This is a genomic window from Phocoenobacter uteri, from assembly GCF_900454895.1.
GTDB classification, from domain to species: Bacteria; Pseudomonadota; Gammaproteobacteria; order Enterobacterales; family Pasteurellaceae; genus Phocoenobacter; species Phocoenobacter uteri.
In genome coordinates this window covers 903,857-920,825 of the sequence record NZ_UGTA01000001.1, presented here as the reverse complement: position 1 = coordinate 920,825, position 16,969 = coordinate 903,857, and the positions used below count along the sequence as shown (strand labels likewise).

General features: G+C 33.5%; 15 protein-coding genes. All 15 read left to right on the top strand.

The genetic code is table 11. The annotated features are described in order from the left end of the window. Positions 1–225: 225 nt before the first annotated feature. The 15 genes from DYE60_RS04040 to polA all read left to right on the top strand — a co-directional run bounded on the left by DYE60_RS04040 (position 226) and on the right by polA (position 16,883). On the top strand, positions 226–1,932 hold the full coding sequence (locus tag DYE60_RS04040; protein ID WP_424450099.1) for an ABC transporter substrate-binding protein: 1,707 nt from the start codon (positions 226–228) through the stop codon (positions 1,930–1,932). A 9-nt stretch (positions 1,933–1,941) separates the two neighbouring features. Continuing rightward, entirely contained in the window at positions 1,942–2,910 is a 969-nt protein-coding gene (locus DYE60_RS04035; RefSeq protein ID WP_115315356.1) for an ABC transporter permease, read from the top strand. Beyond that, the gene (locus tag DYE60_RS04030; RefSeq protein WP_115315355.1) at positions 2,900–3,787 is read left to right on the top strand and encodes an ABC transporter permease subunit; all 888 of its coding nucleotides are present in this window, start codon (positions 2,900–2,902) and stop codon (positions 3,785–3,787) included. The genes DYE60_RS04035 and DYE60_RS04030 overlap by 11 nt, the downstream gene beginning before the upstream one ends. An 18-nt stretch (positions 3,788–3,805) precedes the next feature. Continuing rightward, entirely contained in the window at positions 3,806–4,834 is a 1,029-nt protein-coding gene (locus DYE60_RS04025) for an oligopeptide/dipeptide ABC transporter ATP-binding protein (protein WP_115315354.1), read from the top strand. Positions 4,835–4,890: 56 nt separating this feature from the next. Next, complete coding sequence (lolA, locus tag DYE60_RS04020; protein ID WP_424450098.1) at positions 4,891–5,517, top strand: outer membrane lipoprotein periplasmic chaperone LolA; 627 nt, start codon at positions 4,891–4,893, stop codon at positions 5,515–5,517. A 15-nt stretch (positions 5,518–5,532) separates the two neighbouring features. Beyond that, positions 5,533–5,841, top strand: a complete 309-nt coding sequence (gene trpR / locus DYE60_RS04015; protein WP_115315353.1) for a trp operon repressor — start codon at positions 5,533–5,535, stop codon at positions 5,839–5,841. Beyond that, on the top strand, positions 5,828–6,583 hold the full coding sequence (gene mtgA, locus DYE60_RS04010) for a monofunctional biosynthetic peptidoglycan transglycosylase (protein WP_115315352.1): 756 nt from the start codon (positions 5,828–5,830) through the stop codon (positions 6,581–6,583). Before trpR ends, mtgA begins: the two co-directional genes overlap by 14 nt. Before the next feature lie 61 nt (positions 6,584–6,644). Continuing rightward, positions 6,645–7,682, top strand: coding sequence for an outer membrane-stress sensor serine endopeptidase DegS (degS, locus tag DYE60_RS04005; RefSeq protein ID WP_115315351.1), 1,038 nt, complete (start codon positions 6,645–6,647; stop codon positions 7,680–7,682). A gap of 48 nt (positions 7,683–7,730) precedes the next feature. Further along, on the top strand, positions 7,731–8,414 hold the full coding sequence (gene cmk / locus DYE60_RS04000; protein ID WP_115315350.1) for a (d)CMP kinase: 684 nt from the start codon (positions 7,731–7,733) through the stop codon (positions 8,412–8,414). Between the two features lie 119 nt (positions 8,415–8,533). After that, positions 8,534–10,204: a 30S ribosomal protein S1 gene (gene rpsA, locus DYE60_RS03995; RefSeq protein WP_115315349.1), complete on the top strand. Its 1,671-nt coding sequence runs from the start codon at positions 8,534–8,536 to the stop codon at positions 10,202–10,204. A 64-nt stretch (positions 10,205–10,268) separates the two neighbouring features. Beyond that, a complete protein-coding gene (locus DYE60_RS03990; RefSeq protein ID WP_115315348.1) occupies positions 10,269–10,550 on the top strand; it encodes an integration host factor subunit beta in 282 nt (93 codons plus the stop codon). 41 nt (positions 10,551–10,591) lie between these two features. Further along, positions 10,592–10,873 carry a LapA family protein gene (locus DYE60_RS03985; protein WP_115315347.1) on the top strand — a complete coding sequence of 94 codons (282 nt, stop codon included), beginning with the start codon at positions 10,592–10,594 and terminating at the stop codon, positions 10,871–10,873. Positions 10,874–10,876: 3 nt separating this feature from the next. Then, the gene (gene lapB, locus DYE60_RS03980; RefSeq protein ID WP_115315346.1) at positions 10,877–12,070 is read left to right on the top strand and encodes a lipopolysaccharide assembly protein LapB; all 1,194 of its coding nucleotides are present in this window, start codon (positions 10,877–10,879) and stop codon (positions 12,068–12,070) included. A gap of 123 nt (positions 12,071–12,193) precedes the next feature. Then, a complete protein-coding gene (locus DYE60_RS03975) occupies positions 12,194–14,074 on the top strand; it encodes a P-loop NTPase fold protein (RefSeq protein WP_115315345.1) in 1,881 nt (626 codons plus the stop codon). A gap of 13 nt (positions 14,075–14,087) precedes the next feature. Further along, a complete protein-coding gene (polA, locus tag DYE60_RS03970; RefSeq protein ID WP_115315344.1) occupies positions 14,088–16,883 on the top strand; it encodes a DNA polymerase I in 2,796 nt (931 codons plus the stop codon). Positions 16,884–16,969: the final 86 nt, after the last annotated feature.

The following is a 16,969-nucleotide window of genomic DNA, read 5'->3' as shown; positions in this document are numbered from 1 at the left end:
GGGATAAAGAAGATTTTTTATTAAGTCATCTCTTATCTAAAATTGTAAACACAAGTTTCCATTTTAGCATTTTAATAGTATGATTCCACCCCTTAATTAAAGATTAAGTGAATAAGTTTGATTAAGTTGGTTAAATATAGAACATTTTAAGTTTTAAATTGAATGTTTATTAACTATTTTGATAAAATTTAACTTAGTAATAAGTTTATGAATTTAAAGAATTAAATGAAAAGTGGTAGTATGAAAAAACAAGCGGTCAAATTATGTTTATTTTTTGCAATTTTAGGGGTAAGTTTTCACTTAAATGCGGCACCGAGAATACCTGAAAAATTATTAGCAAAAAGTTTAGTGTATTGTACCAATTCGTTGGGATTTTCATTTGATCCACAAAAAGCAGATGTGGGGACGAATATGAATGTCGTCACGGAGCAAATTTATGATAAATTGGTTGAATTTGATTCTCAAAATAATCGTTTAAAACCAGCCTTAGCAAAAAGTTATAAAGTGAGTGATGATGGTTTAGAAATTACATTTTATTTGCGTAAAAAGGTTCAATTTCATACCACAAATTGGTTTAATCCAAGTCGTGATTTTAATGCGGAGGATGTACTTTTTTCTTTAAATCGAGTGATGGGGCGAACTGCTGATTTACCTGAATTAAATAACCTTGATACACCTAAATATAGAAAGAAAAATTATAATAATGATGTTTTCCAAACTAAGGCAAGACGCACGCACTTTCCTTATTTTGAAAGTATTAACTTGAAAAGTAAAATTTCGAGTATCACCGCACCCTCTAAGTATGTTGTAAAAATAACCCTAACTGAGCCGGATGCCTCTTTACTTGCCCATCTTGCGAGTCAATATGCAGTTATTTTATCCAAAGAGTATGCCTTGCAGTTGAGTGCAGATAATAATCTTGCACAGCTTGATACATTGCCTGTCGGAACAGGTGTTTATCAGCTCAAAAATTATGTGCATAATAATTATGTTCGTTTACAAAAAAATGAAAATTATTGGGGTAAAAAAGCAAATATTGAAAATGTAGTGATTGATTTTTCAACCAGTAGTACGGGAAGAATGGCTAAATTCTTAAATAAAGAGTGTGATATTTCTGCTTTTCCTGAGCCAAGCCAGCTATCATCTATTTTAGATGGGGATATTATCAATACAGAAGGGGCGAATCTTTCATTTTTAGCATTTAATTTTCAAAGCGAGAAAATGAACGATATTACACTACGTCAGACGATAGTGAATGCGATAGATCGTGATCGTTTAAACCGTCAGTTATTCTATGGAACGGCTCGTGTGACAAATAATATATTACCCGCAGCATTATTTTCAGATAAATTAGTGGAACAACGTGAGCGGAATACTAACTATTCTGATTTTGCAAAAAATGAAAAAAATATGACCGCTTCTTTGAAACTTTGGGTATTGGATGAAAAGCACGTTTATAATTTACATCCATTAAAAATGGCTGAGTTGATAAAATATGATTTGGCTAAAGTAGGAATAAGTGTTGATATTCGTCAAGTAAACCGTGCATTTTTGGTTCAGCAATTGGATAACCGTACAGCGGATTATGATATGATTTTGACGGGTTGGTTAGCGAATAATTATGATCCAGATAACTTTTTATCTGCAATTTTAGGTTGTCGTTCGCAGTTTTCGATCACTAATTTAGCGAATTGGTGTGATACGGAATTAGATTCGTTATTGCTTCAAGCAAGAACCAATGAGGATAGTAAGCAACGAGCTAAGTTATATCAAGTTATAGAAAAACGATTACGCGAAGTGTTGCCTATTTTACCTTTAGTGAATGTTAATCGTGTTTTAGTTGTGAGCGATAGAGTCAAAAATGTGAAAATAACACCTTTTGGACGAGTAAATTTATCACAATTAGAATTAGTTTTATCGAAACAGAAATAGAAGAAAAATATGTTATTTGTTTTAATTCGCAAATTATTTTGGATTATTGTAACTTTATTGATTTTATCAATAATGAGCTATTATATTTTATTAAAAGATCCTCTTAATCTTTTAATTTATGATGATAGCCTACTATCTTACTGGCACTATTTACAATCTTTATTACAAGGTGATTTTGGTGTGAGCTATACATCAGGAGAGCCGTTGTTTAATCAAATTCTACGTGTTTTTCCTGCTACACTTTCTTTATGTATTTCAACAACGTTACTCTCTTTATTATTTGGGATTCCATTAGGTTTTCTCGCTTCTTATAATACACGCAATGTTATTGGTAAGTTTCTTACAATGTTAGGATCGTTAAGCTTGGCCCTTCCTGTATTTTGGTTGGCAATTGTATTGCTTTATTATGCATCGATAAACCAATGGGAAGTTGCAGCGGTAGGCGAAATTCATCCTATTTATGAAATTCCAACTATTACCCATTTTAAATTATTAGATATGTTTTTAGTGGATGTGGATATAGAATATAAATTAAAAATTACGCAGAGTTTGGCACACCACCTTGCGTTACCGACCTTGATTCTCGCGATCCCCGCGACCTTAGAGGTAATGAGAATGACTAATGAGCAAGCTAACTTTGTGATGAAGCAGAATTACGTGCAGGTTGCTCAAATTCGAGGTTGGTCAGGTTTTAAAATTTGGCGACGTCATATTGTGTGTAATACACTTCCACCGATTATTCCACAATTTGCCCGTAATATTACGTTGATTTTCGCATTTGCGATGTTAGTTGAAAATGTTGTAAGTTGGGGAGGAATTGGTCGCTGGTTAATCAATGCTGTGGCGGTACAAGATTATAATGCTGTCTCTGTTGGAGTTATTGTAATTGGTGTTTTTGTATTGATTGTAGATATTTTGGCAAGTTTCATTACAACCTTGTTAGATCCTTCAAATAAGAAAGAATGGTATGTTAGATAAAAATTTAGAACAATTTAGAGAAATGGCATACATTGCTAATTTTTGGAAAAGTTTAAGAAAAGATATTATGGCTTTAATTAGCGTGTATCTTTTTCTGATTTTACTTTTTTTAATTTTTTTTGGTTATTTAATTGCTCCTTACTCCGCTCACGAACAATTTGTTGGATTGGAATTATTGCCACCGTCGTGGAGTACTGTGGGGCAAGTGCAACATTTTTTTGGTACGGATGATCTTGGACGTGATATTTTTAGCCGAATTTTATATGGCTTTTATTATACAGCTGGTTCAGCATTACTGATTACTTTTGCAATTGCGATTATTGGCGGCATAATTGGTGTGTTGGCGGGTACTAAAGCACATTCTTATTTTTCTATCGTAAACCACTTATTTGATACGTTTTTAGTTACTCCAACATTACTGATTGCTATTATTATTGCAATTTTATTAGAGGCAAGTTTAGTTAATGCAATGCTGGCGATATTTTTAGCGATGTTGCCTCATTTTATTCATAAAATTTATTTGTTGACTCAACAAGAATTGAAAAAAGAATATGTGGTTACATTGCGATTGGACGGTGCAACACGTTGGGATTTGGTTAAGTTAGTTGTACTGCCAAATTTGACGGCGATTGCAGTTAAAGAGTTATCTCATATTTTTGTATTAGCGATTTTGGATATTAGTGCGTTAAGTTTTATTTCATTAGGTGCTCAATATCCAACACCAGAATGGGGTGCGATGATCAGGGATTCAATAGAGTTAGTTTATATTGCACCTTGGACGGTCTTTTTACCGGGGATTACTATTGTAATGGTTATTTTAATCGTGAGAATGCTGAGTAATGGCATTATTCGTGTGTTGGAAAATTACCGTTACTAGATTGAGGTTGAATTATTTATGGCATTATTAGATATTCGTCACTTAACCATAGATCTTAAAACGCCTAATGGTTATGTCAGAATGATTGACAACGTCAATTTAACCTTAGAAAAAGGCGAGATTTGTGGTCTAGTGGGTGAATCAGGCTCAGGTAAGAGTTTGATTATTAAAGTAATTTGTGGAATGGAAAGGGACGACTGGATTATTAAAGCGGATCGTTTTCGTTTTGATAATGTGGAACTTTTGAAATTATCTCGTTATCAACGCAGAAAGTTGATTAAAGATGATATTTCAATGATTTTACAAAAACCTCGTGAAAGTTTAGATCCAAGCGAAACCATTGGAAAACAGCTGATTCGTTGTATTCGTTTTACTGGAAAATGGTGGAAGTATATTGGCTGGAAAAAGAAAAAAGCGATTGAGTTATTACATCGAGTTGGTATTAAAGATCATAACAGTATAATGAACAGTTATCCGATAGATTTGACCAATGGTGAAGCCCAAAAAGTGATGATTGCGATGGCGGTGGCAAATAAACCTCGTTTATTGGTTGCTGATGAACCAACGACGATGATGGAACCGACAACAGAGCTTCAAATTTATCGTTTGTTATCGAGTATGAATAAAAATTTAGGCACTTCAATTTTATTAGCAAGTAATGATATTTTAGGTATACATAAATGGGTGGATTCCTTTAATATCTTGTATTGTGGTCAAAATGTGGAAATTGGTGCTAAGGAGCAAGTAATGGCGAATCCTTATCATCCTTATACTTCGGCTTTATTGCATAGTGTGCCTGATTTTTCACAACCATTACCTTTTAAAGGAAAATTAAATTCTTTAAAAGGTGCAACGCCAACATTAAGTCATATTTATGCAGGGTGTAGAATGGGACGACGTTGTCCTTTTGCACAAAAACAATGTATTGTAAAACCACCATTGCATCGTATCAAACAACGTGAATTTGCATGCTATTATCCATTGAATTTTCAGGGAAATAAGCAATTACAACAGATACAATCAACGCCTATTTTCACAAATGAATAATGAACTATTCACGTTTAAGATAATCAAAGGGAAATCACTTATTAAGGAGATAAAAATTGAACAATTCATTTATTAAAATATTTTCTGTGCTAAAATTAGCATTATTCACAGGGGTTGTATTTGCAAATACGCAAGCTGAAACTGAATTACAAAAACGTTTGAGTTTAGTATCACAATACAAAGCCGATTTTTCACAAATTGTCCGTTCTGTAAAAGGTAATATCATTCAGGAAGGTGAAGGAACATTCCAAGTGAAGCGTCCAAATTTATTTAAAATGGATGTAAAAACACCGCAAGAGAATGAGATTATTTCGGACGGTAAAAATTTATGGTTTTATGATCCTTTTGTTTCTCAAGTCACAGTGAATTGGTTAGAAAATGTGGTCACGGATACGCCTTTTGTATTATTAACAAATAATGAACCAAAAAATTGGAAACAATATGACGTTACCCAAGAAATGGATAATTTTGTTTTAAAACCGCTTTCTAAGCACAGTGGTATTGAACAATTTGATATTAGAATAACAAAAAATGGCGTCTTAAAAGGATTTAGTACAATTGAAAAAACGGGGCAGAGTAACCTTTATTTATTGAAAAATATCTCAAACCAAGTAGATAAAGATGTATTTAAGTTTACTGTGCCAGAGGGGGCTGAAATTGATGATCAGCGAATTAAAAAATAATAGAAATTAACGACAATGAAAGAATTTTTTGCATTAAAAGATCCACAAGCTTGGCAAAAGTTTATGGATTTATTAAAACAAGCTGTTATTGAGGATAAACTAGAAGAAGTATTATCAATGCTTTTAACTATTGAAGAGCGTAATTCATTAGGATTAAGAGTACAGGTAATCCGCTTACTTTTGGAAAAGAATTTATCACAACGTGATATTCAAAAAGTGTTAAACACCAGTATTGCAACGGTTACGCGTGGTTCAAATATGTTAAAAACAGTGAACCCAGAAATGTTGGAATGGGCTAATAATAAATTGAATGATAAAAGCTAAATTTAAAAAGGCTGTTACTTTATTGTTCTGCTTCTTCATTCCTAGAAAAATAGGTTCGATTAAAAAAATACTTTGGTTTTTATTTAGTCGAATCTTTGTTTTTTTCTTGCTACTGACATTGATTTTTTCTATCGTGCCAGTTCCTTATTCTGCCTATATGATAGAGAAAAAAGCCACTTCACTATGGCAACAAAAAAATTATTCTATTCAATATCAATGGGTTAGTCTGGATAAAATTTCGTGGAAAATGCAAATGGCAGTCATTGCAGCGGAAGATCAAAAGTTTAAGGATCATTTTGGAATTGATCTACAAGCAATAGAAACCGCAATAGAACATAATCTAAGCTCTAGAAAAACACGAGGTGCTTCAACTATTTCACAACAAATGGTTAAAAACTTGTATTTGTGTTCTTCACGCTCTTGGCTTCGTAAAGGAATAGAATTGCCTTTAACGCTTGGAGTGGAAGCCATTTGGAGTAAGGCTCGTATTTTAGAAGTCTATTTGAATATTGCTGAATTTGGCAAAGGTATTTTTGGTGTAGAAGCTGCCTCACAATATTTTTTTAAAAAACACGCAAGCCAATTAACAATGCGTGAGGCATCACTGTTAGCAGCATCGCTGCCTAATCCCTTAATTTTCAAAGTAAATAATCCGAGAAAAATGATGCGAAATAAACAACGTTGGATTATTCATCAAATTTATAATTTAGGGGCAGAAGAGTACCTAAAACATTTAAAATAACGCTGTAATCTTCATATTGAGTTGCTATAATAGTCGATGGATTATTAGTAGGATAGAGAGTATGGTAAAGAAAATATTACAAGCGGTAGGATTTGGTGTGTTTTGTGCAATTTTAATTCTTTTTGTTGCACCACAGGTTAATAATAAATTAAATTTTAATCAGAATACAAAAATAGTTTCTTATCACCACGCAGTTAAAATTGCCGCACCAGCAGTTGTTAATATTTATAATCAATCTTTTGATCTTGCATCTGATAATAATGGGCTACAAGTTAGTAGCTTAGGATCGGGTGTAATAATGACATCATCGGGATATATTTTAACAAATAGACATGTTATTGATAATGCAGATCAAATTATTGTTGCGTTACAATCAGGCACAATTTATGAGGCAACATTGGTTGGTTCGGATATTTTAACTGATTTGGCAGTGCTTAGTATTGATGCAGAAAATTTACCGACGATTCCTCAAAACCCTCACCGTCCTTATCAAATTGGCGATGTCGTTTTAGCCATTGGTAATCCATTCAATCTTGGACAGAGTATTACGCAGGGAATAGTTAGTGCCACAGAACGCAATGCACTTTCTGAAGGTGGACGACAAAATTTTATTCAAATTGATGCCTCTATCAATAAAGGAAATTCAGGTGGTGCGTTAATTAACACAGCAGGTGAGTTGATAGGAATCAACACACTAAGTTTAGGTAAAAATGCGAGTGATATTGCAGAAGGATTAAATTTTGCAATTCCAATTAGTCTTGCTAATAAAGTGATGACAAAAATTATTCGTGATGGACGAGTGATTCGTGGTTATTTTGGCGTGGGCACAGAATTATTTTATTCTGCTAAACAACTTGGTGTTGGAGATCGAGGTGTCGTGGTTACGTCTGTTTCCGAAAATGGGCCAGCGGCAAGAGCAGGGGTTAAAACAAATGATGTTATTTTACAAATAGGGGATATTGAAGCAGAAACACCTCGTCAAATAATGGGGGCTATTGCTGATATGAAACCTGATACCAATGTTAAAGTGTTAGTACTGAGACAAGGCAAAGAAATTCTCTTAAATGTAACTATTGGTGAATTTCCAGAAATAAAATAAGCGGTCATTTTTATAGTAAAATTTACAAAAAATTAGGAATAAAGATCAATGATAAAAAACAAAAATAGAGTAATTACCGTCGATGGCCCAAGTGGTGCAGGTAAAGGGACGTTATGCTATGCCCTTGCAAAACAATTAAATTTTGATTTATTGGATTCTGGTGCAGTATATCGTATTTTAGCATTAGCAGCCTTAAAAAGTAACGTAGCCTTTGATGATGAACAGGCATTATCTGATTTAGCTGAAAATCTTGATATTCAGTTTATCCCGCAAAATGATGAAGTAAATGTAATTTTAAACGGTGAAAATGTAGGTGACCAGATTCGCACTGCTGAAGCAGGGCAAAATGCCTCAAAAGTGGCAGCTTTTCCTAAGGTTCGTGCTGCATTATTACAACGTCAGCGTGATTTTAGCACTGAAAAAGGCTTAATTGCGGATGGACGAGATATGGGAACTGTTGTTTTTCCTGACGCTCAAGTGAAGTTATTTTTAGATGCAAGTGCAGAAGAACGTGCAAAAAGACGCGTTAATCAGTTGCAAAGCAAAGGATTTAATGCTAATTTTGACAAAATTTTAGCTGAAATTAAAGAACGAGATGATCGTGATCGCAATCGTGCGGTTGCTCCGCTTGTTCCAGCCTCTGATGCATTATTGTTAGATTCAACGAATTTATCTATTGAAGAAGTTATCAAACAAGCATTGGATTATATTCAAAAAACGGTTAAAATATAACGTCTGCTAGAATTTACTCTAGAAGACGCGTTTTGTTTGGCAAGGGAATGCTGGACTTTTATTATCAACCCCATTTCGCAGGAAGCAAAGTGGATGTTTTTATTTAAGAAGATTTTATTATGACTCAATCTTTCGCTCAATTATTTGAAGAATCACTACAAGCTGGAACAGAACCTAAATTAGGTGATGTTGTTAAAGGAACTGTTGTTGCAATCCAAAAAGGCTTTGTTTTAGTAGACGCTGGTTTAAAATCAGAATCTGCAGTACCTGCTGAAGAATTTATTAACGCTCAAGGCGAATTAGAAGTTCAAGTAGGTGATGAAGTTGATGTAGTGCTTAAAGCTGTTGAAGACGGTAACGGTGAAACTATCGTTTCTCGTGGTGACGCTAAACGCAACGAAGCGTGGATCGCATTAGAAAAAGCATTCGAAGCACAAGAATCTGTAACTGGTTTAGTTAACGGTAAAGTTAAAGGTGGTTTCACTGTTGAGCTAGACGGTGTTCGTGCATTCTTACCAGGTTCATTAGTTGATGTTCGTCCAGTACGTGACATTAACCTTGAAGGTCAAGAATTAGAATTAAAAGTAATCAAACTTGATCAAAAACGTAACAACGTTGTTGTATCTCGTCGTGCAGTTATCGAATCTGTAAGCAGTGCTGACCGTGAAGCGGTATTAGCAAGCTTAGAAGAAGGTGCAGAAGTTAAAGGTACAGTTAAAAACTTAACTGACTACGGTGCATTCGTTGATTTAGGTGGCGTTGACGGTTTATTACATATCACAGATATGGCTTGGAAACGTGTTAAACACCCAAGTGAAGTTGTAAACGTTGGTGATGAAGTTTCTGTTAAAGTATTAAAATTTGACAAAGAACGTACTCGTGTATCTTTAGGCTTAAAACAATTAGGTCAAGATCCTTGGGTTGCTATCGCTGAAAATCACCCAGTAAACAGCAAATTAACTGGTAAAGTAACTAACTTAACTGACTACGGCTGTTTCGTTGAAATTTTAGATGGTGTTGAAGGTTTAGTTCACGTTTCAGAAATGGATTGGACAAACAAAAATATCCACCCTTCTAAAGTTGTAAGCGTTGGCGATACTGTTGAAGTAATGGTACTTGAAGTTGATGAAGAACGTCGTCGTATTTCATTAGGCTTAAAACAATGTAAAGCGAACCCTTGGGATCACTTTGCAGAAACTCACGCTAAAGGCGATAAAGTTTCAGGTAAAATCAAATCTATCACAGATTTCGGTATCTTTATCGGCCTTGAAGGTGGTATCGATGGTTTAGTTCACTTATCTGACATTTCTTGGAAAGTATCAGGTGAAGAAGCTGTTCGTAACTACAAAAAAGGTGATGAAGTTGAAGCTGTTGTATTACAAGTTGATGCAATCAAAGAGCGTATCTCACTAGGTATTAAACAATTAGAATCAGATCCTTTCACTAACTTCCTTGACACAAACAAACGTGGTTCAGTAGTTAAAGGTACTGTAGCTGAAGTTGATGCTAAAGGTGTTAAAGTTACATTAGCAGGTGGCGTTGAAGCTTATATCCGTGCTAATGAAGCAACAAGTGATCGCGTTGATGACATTACAGCAGTAATTACTGTAGGTAGTGAAATTGAAGCGAAATTTACAGGTGTTGACCGTAAAGCACGTGTAATTAACCTTTCTGTTCGTGCAAAAGATGAAGCTGAAGAATCAGCAGCATTAGCTAAAGTAAACAAACAAGAAACTGTTGAAGTTCCTAATGCGTTTGCAGAAGCATTTGCAGCAGCAAAAGGTGAATAATTAGTTCATTTAAACGGATACATTAAGTTGTATCCGTTTCATTCTTTTGTTGAGGAGAATAATAATGACAAAGTCAGAACTTATAGAATTATTAAGCCATAAATCACCTTATTTGTCACAAAAAATGACAGAAATGAGTGTAAAGCTTATTCTAGAACAAATGAGCCAATCACTAGAACAAAAAAAACGAGTTGAAGTGAGAGGTTTTGGTAGTTTTTCATTACATTATCGCCAACCAAGAATTGGTAGAAACCCAAAAACAGGGGATAGCGTAAAACTTACCGCAAAATATGTACCGCATTTTAAAGCAGGGAAAGATCTGAAAGAGCGAGTGGATTTTCGTTAAAATAGATCAAATATCATATAAAATTAATAGGAGAATTAAAGATGAAATATATTATTGGAATAGTGGTTATTTTAGCGATTGTATTGGTTACCGTAACTATTGGTGCAAACAACGATCAAATGATTACATTTAACTACATTGTTGCTAAAAATGAACTACGTCTTTCAACTTTAGTTGCTATTTTATTTGGTTTTGGTTTGATTTTAGGCTGGTTAATCACTGGTTTCTTCTATTTGAAATTAAGAGTAAAGAATATTGCTTTAAACCATAGAGTAAAACGTCAAGCAAAACAAATTGATGAATTGACTTTACCAAAGGCATAATAAATGCTTGAATTATTGTTCCTATTACTGCCTATTGCAGCACTATATGGTTGGTATATGGGGCAACGTAGTGCAAGAAAAGCACAAGATAACCAGAATAATAAGTTTTCCCGTGATTATATGACGGGATTAAACTTTCTTTTATCAAATCAGCAAGAGAAGGCCGTCGATTTTTTCTTATCAATGCTTCAAAAACAGGAGCAAGAAGACAGCGACTCTGTTAATTTTGAAACAGAATTTGAAGCAGAATTAACATTAGGGAATCTTTTTCGCTCTCGAGGTGAAGTAGATAGAGCGTTATTTATCCATCAAAAATTAGATGAAAATCCTAACTATTCTATTGAGCAAAAGTTACTAGTTAAGCAACAAATTGCTAAAGATTTTATGAAAGCGGGTTTTTATGATCGAGCAGAAAATTATTATATTATGTTGCTTGATGAACCTGAGTTTGCAATTCATTCATTAACTCAGTTAATGAATATTTACCAACGTACTAAAGAATGGGAGAAAGCAATCAATATCGGTGAAAAGTTGCTTAAATTAACCCCTCAATCCGATACAATTCCACTATCACATTATTATTGTGAATATAGTAATGTGCTAAATTCATCGCAAAAACCTTATTTAGACTTACTACATAAAGCACTTACGGTTAATCCTAATTGTACAAGAGCGTCTATTCTACTTGGCGATTATTATTTTTCTATTAAAAACTATGAAGCTGCATTGATTCGTTTTAAGAAAATTATTGAACAAGATCCGACTTATATTAGTGAAGTTTTAGATAAAATAGAGCAGTGTTATATTGCGTTAAATGATCTTGACCGTTTTGAATCTTTTTTATATCGTGCAAATGAGATAAAACATAATAGTATTATTGATTTAGCACTAATTAAATTGATCGAAAATAAAGAAGGGATTATTCCCGCAAAATCGAAGCTTTATCAACAAGTTAGTCAATATCCTAATATACTCACGTTCCAACGTTTTATTCAATATCAAATAGAAGAAGCGGAAGGAAATGGTAAAAAGAGTCTAATTTTACTTGATAAAATGGTAGATATTAGTATCTCTCAAAGAGAAAAATACCATTGCTTGAGTTGTGGTTATAAGAGTTTCCACTTAAATTGGCTTTGCCCATCTTGCCGTAGTTGGGAAACAATGAAACCAGTAGAAAGTATTGATAAGATTTTATAATTTGCAAATTTTGATCAAAATCTTACCGCTATAACTTTATCATTCACCCCTTTTCTCAATGCCAAATAACCCAATCTAAGGTATAATCTCCTAAATTTTTTTAAACTAAATTAAGAGATTTCCATGGGGCACCGACAAGAAAAAATCAATGTTAATCAACATATAATTGATTATTTAGATTATTACTTAGATTCTCAAAGTGTTTATAAATCAAATTATGCCGTCTTATTAAGAGGGGATTGGGGTTGTGGTAAAACTTATTTTATTGATAAATTTATTGAAGAAAAGAAAAAGAATAGTAAGTGGAATTTTTGTTTCTTATCAAAACAGAATAAATATAAATTTATAAAAGTTAGCTTGTTTGGACTTAAAAATACTAATTCAATTACAGAAAAAATTTTTCAAATCTTATACCCAATAAGAGCATCAAGATGTACTAAATTTATTAAATATACACTTAATAAACATTTAAAAATTGATTTAGATCTTATTCTTAAGGGATCAATAAACTTAAATTTTATTGATGATTATCAAAGTAAAAATAAAGTAAAAATTATCTTTATTTTTGATGATTTAGAAAGAACAGATATAGATATAAAGGAAATATTAGGCTATATAAATTACTTTGTTGAACAAAATAATTTTAAAATAATACTTCTAGCAAATGAATATAAGTTATTACCGAATAAAGAAAATGATAACAGTCAAAACCAGTTATATCTTGAATTTAAAGAAAAAGTTATTGGAAAAACATTTGAAGTAAAGCATAGTTTTGAAATGATTTTAGAAGGTTTTTTAGAACATCATAAAATAGATCTTAATGAAGAATTAAATTTATTTGACATAATAAAAGAGGTATATGAATCCTCAGGATATAAGAATTTACGTTATATAGATCAGTCTATTAGTGAGTTTAAATATGTATTTAATAGAATTGACAGTAAATATAAACAAAATATTGAGTTTCTTTCGCAGTTTGCTAAAGTTTTTTTTGTAATATTAATTGAACTTAAAAATGGAAATTTGACTGAAGATACGCTTAATCCTTTGAAGGATACAAATCATACTTTAAAAGGAGATGAAAGTAAGGAAAATAAATTAAGCTCTTTATTTAAAAAGTATAATTTATCCGTTAGCGATATTTTATTTGATATTGGGGACTGGGAGATAATTTTAGTTAAGGGAGATATTTCTCAAATTAATAATATGATTCAAGGTCTTCATTTCTTTATTGAAGAAGAACAGCAGTCTTGGGTTAAACTATGGCATTTTAGAGAACTAGAAGATGATGAGTTTGATATCCAACTTAATGATATGATTAAAAAATTTAAAAATAATCAGTACTTGGATATTAAAACATTATTACATGTTACAGCACTATTAGTATTTTTTAATAATCAAAAAATAAATAGTTATGCATTGGAAGATATTAAGAATCAGATGTTATCAAATTTGGAAAATTGCTACTCTGATGGGCAGGAAGGAGTACTTATAGAAGATACTTTTTGGGGAGCTTATGGATTGGGATATTATGATAAGACTAGCCTAGAATTCCAAAACATGTTTGAGGTTTTTAAAGAACAGAACAAAATATACTATGATCATGCGGTGAATCAAAAAAAGAGAGATGATTTAAAAAATATTATTTCTAACCTTAGTAAAGGTAATATAAAAGAAATTTCTGACTTTTTAAATGGTGATGGTCTTTATATACCTATATTTGTAGAAAAAGATTGTGCTAAAGAATTTGTTGGTACCGTTATAAGCGTAAGAAATCAAAAAATGTTTGATTTCTTATATAATATTTTTTTCTCAAGATATTCAAATAGAAGAAATTTTAAAGATTATTTCTCTCAGGAATTAGATTTTTGGAAAGAAGTACAAAAAGAATTATCTAATCAACCAGTAGATTTACGAGATCGAAAAGTTAAACAATTTAATTTAAATCTTTTTAAAGAAAAAGTAACAGAAATTGTAGATAAAATGCAAAATCATAATCAATAATAAAGGAATACCAATGGCAACAATCAAAAAAAATCCGTTCGTTTTAGTGGACGGTTCATCTTATCTTTATCGTGCATTTCACGCATTTCCCCCTTTAACCAACAAAGATGGTCAGCCGACAGGGGCGATGTATGGCGTGTTGAATATGTTAAAAAGTTTAATCGCACAGGTTGAGCCGAGCCATATTGCGGTAGTGTTTGACGCTAAGGGTAAGACATTTCGTGATGAACTTTTTGAGCAATATAAAGCGCATCGTCCACCAATGCCTGATGATTTACGCACTCAAATTGAACCACTTCACACTATTATCAAAGCATTGGGTATTCCATTGATTTCGATTGAAGGTGTAGAGGCGGACGATGTGATCGGAACCCTTGCTCTACAAGCCTCAAAAGAGGGTAAAGATGTGTTGATCAGTACGGGCGATAAGGATATGGCACAGTTAGTTGATGATCATATTATGTTGATTAACACAATGAATAATACTTTATTGGATCGTGATAGTGTGGTTGAAAAATATGGTATTCCACCTGAATTGATTATCGATTATCTTGCATTGCGTGGCGATGCATCAGACGGTATTCCAGGTGTAAAAGGTGTGGGTGAGAAAACCGCATTAGGCTTGTTACAAGGTATAGGTTCGCTTAAAGAAATTTATCAAAATTTAGATAAAATCGCTGAATTAGGCTTTCGTGGTGCAAAAACCTTAGCACCCAAAATGGAGGCTGAAAAAGAAATGGCAGAGCTTTCTTATACTCTTGCGACCATTAAAACTGATGTGGAGCTTGATGTAACCCACGATCAACTTGTCACGGAACAACAAAATCAAGATCTATTAGTTGAACTGTTTGAGCGTTATCAATTCAAACGTTGGTTGGCGGAAGTTAAAGGTAACGCAAACCCTGTTACCCTGCAGCAAGAAGAAAAAGCCCCGAATAACTATCAAGCAACGACGACACAAGCGGTCAATTTAGATCAAGAATTTGCAAAAATTGAAATAAATCGTACCGCTTATCAGCAAGTAGATAGCGAAGAATTGTTACAACAATGGCTTGAAAAACTACAACAAGTGAGCGTGTTTGCGGTCGATACTGAAACCGATAGCCTTGATGTGATGACAGCAAATTTAGTGGGAATTTCATTTGGTTTAGAAAATGGCGAAGCCTGTTATATTCCACTTGAGCATAATTATTTAGGCGTGCCACAGCAGTTGGATAAACAGTACGTTTTAACCCAATTAAAACCAATTCTAGAAAATCCAGCGATCCTAAAAATAGGGCAAAATATTAAATATGACTTGACAATTTTTGCTCAAAATAACATTGAATTACAAGGTGTTGCTTTTGATACAATGCTAGAATCTTACACCCTAAACAGCACAGGGCGACACAATATGGACGCATTGGCGGATCGTTATTTAGGGCATAAAACTATTAGCTTTGAAGAAATCGCAGGTAAAGGAAAAAATCAGCTTACTTTTGATAAAATTGAACTTGAACAAGCCACGCAATATGCTGCCGAAGACGCAGACATTACAATGAAATTGCACCAAGTGTTATCCGCTGAGTTGCAAAAAATACCTGAATTAGTGAAATTATTTAATGAAGTAGAAATGCCATTGGTTAATGTGCTTTCACGTATTGAGCGTAACGGTGTGTTGGTTGATGATTATCTTTTATTAGAGCAATCGGGCGAAATTTCAGCACGTTTGATCGAGTTAGAAGAGCAGGTGCATAACGAGGCAGGCGAAGTATTTAACCTTGCATCAACTAAACAGTTGCAAGAGATTTTATTTAATAAATTAAACTTACCTGTTATCAAAAAAACACCAAAAGGTGCACCTTCAACGAATGAAGAAGTGTTAGAAACCCTAGCAAATATGGGGCATAATGTACCAAAATTGATTATTGAGCATCGTGGTTTAAGCAAATTAAAATCGACTTATACCGACAAATTACCACAAATGATCAACCCAACAACAGGGCGTATTCATACTTCGTATCATCAAGCGGTAACCGCAACAGGACGCCTTTCATCAAGCGATCCAAACTTGCAAAATATCCCAATCAGAAATGAAGAAGGCAGACGTATTCGTAAAGCTTTCATCGCTCGTGAGGGTTATGTAATTTTAGCCGCCGACTATTCACAAGTTGAATTAAGAATTATGGCACACTTATCGAACGATCAAGGAATGATTACTGCATTCGCAGAGGGAAAAGATATTCACAAAGCAACCGCAAGTGAGATTTTTGGTGTACCACTTGATGAAGTTACAGGCGAACAACGTCGCAGTGCCAAAGCGATCAACTTCGGCTTAATTTATGGAATGTCTGCTTTTGGGTTGTCAAATCAACTTGGCATTTTACGAGGCGACGCACAAAACTATATGGATCTCTATTTCAAACGCTATCCAAATGTCCAACAATTTATGTTAGACATTAAACAAAAAGCCTCAGAACAGGGCTATGTCGAAACCTTGTTAGGTCGCCGTTTATACCTACCTGAAATTCAATCAAGTAACCAAATGCGTAAAAAAGCCGCTGAACGTGTTGCAATCAATGCCCCAATGCAAGGCACCGCTGCGGATATTATCAAAGTCGCAATGATCAGCATTGATAAACAAATCCGAGATTGTGATGATATTCTAATGATTATGCAAGTCCACGATGAATTGGTGTTTGAAGTCAAAGCGGACAGAGTGGAGCATTATAGTCAGTTGATTAAAGCTGAAATGGAAAAAGCCTTTGAGTTGAAAGTGCCATTGATTGCTGATGTTGGAGTTGGGGGTAATTGGGATGAGGCGCATTGATATTTGAAAGGGAGTTAAAAATGGATTCTAAAATTTATGAAAATTACTATGCTGATATTGAGAAAATGTCATTAATACTCAATAAA

Bases quoted from the DNA above. Each gene is read 5' to 3' on its own strand.
- DYE60_RS04040 (WP_424450099.1), top strand. From the start codon at position 226: ATGAAAAGTGGTAGTATGAAAAAACAAGCGGTCAAATTATGTTTATTT.
- DYE60_RS04035 (WP_115315356.1), top strand. From the start codon at position 1,942: ATGTTATTTGTTTTAATTCGCAAATTATTTTGGATTATTGTAACTTTA.
- DYE60_RS04030 (WP_115315355.1), top strand. From the start codon at position 2,900: ATGTTAGATAAAAATTTAGAACAATTTAGAGAAATGGCATACATTGCT.
- DYE60_RS04025 (WP_115315354.1), top strand. From the start codon at position 3,806: ATGGCATTATTAGATATTCGTCACTTAACCATAGATCTTAAAACGCCT.
- trpR (WP_115315353.1), top strand. From the start codon at position 5,533: ATGAAAGAATTTTTTGCATTAAAAGATCCACAAGCTTGGCAAAAGTTT.
- mtgA (WP_115315352.1), top strand. From the start codon at position 5,828: ATGATAAAAGCTAAATTTAAAAAGGCTGTTACTTTATTGTTCTGCTTC.
- degS (WP_115315351.1), top strand. From the start codon at position 6,645: ATGGTAAAGAAAATATTACAAGCGGTAGGATTTGGTGTGTTTTGTGCA.
- cmk (WP_115315350.1), top strand. From the start codon at position 7,731: ATGATAAAAAACAAAAATAGAGTAATTACCGTCGATGGCCCAAGTGGT.
- rpsA (WP_115315349.1), top strand. From the start codon at position 8,534: ATGACTCAATCTTTCGCTCAATTATTTGAAGAATCACTACAAGCTGGA.
- DYE60_RS03990 (WP_115315348.1), top strand. From the start codon at position 10,269: ATGACAAAGTCAGAACTTATAGAATTATTAAGCCATAAATCACCTTAT.
- DYE60_RS03985 (WP_115315347.1), top strand. From the start codon at position 10,592: ATGAAATATATTATTGGAATAGTGGTTATTTTAGCGATTGTATTGGTT.
- lapB (WP_115315346.1), top strand. From the start codon at position 10,877: ATGCTTGAATTATTGTTCCTATTACTGCCTATTGCAGCACTATATGGT.
- DYE60_RS03975 (WP_115315345.1), top strand. From the start codon at position 12,194: ATGGGGCACCGACAAGAAAAAATCAATGTTAATCAACATATAATTGAT.
- polA (WP_115315344.1), top strand. From the start codon at position 14,088: ATGGCAACAATCAAAAAAAATCCGTTCGTTTTAGTGGACGGTTCATCT.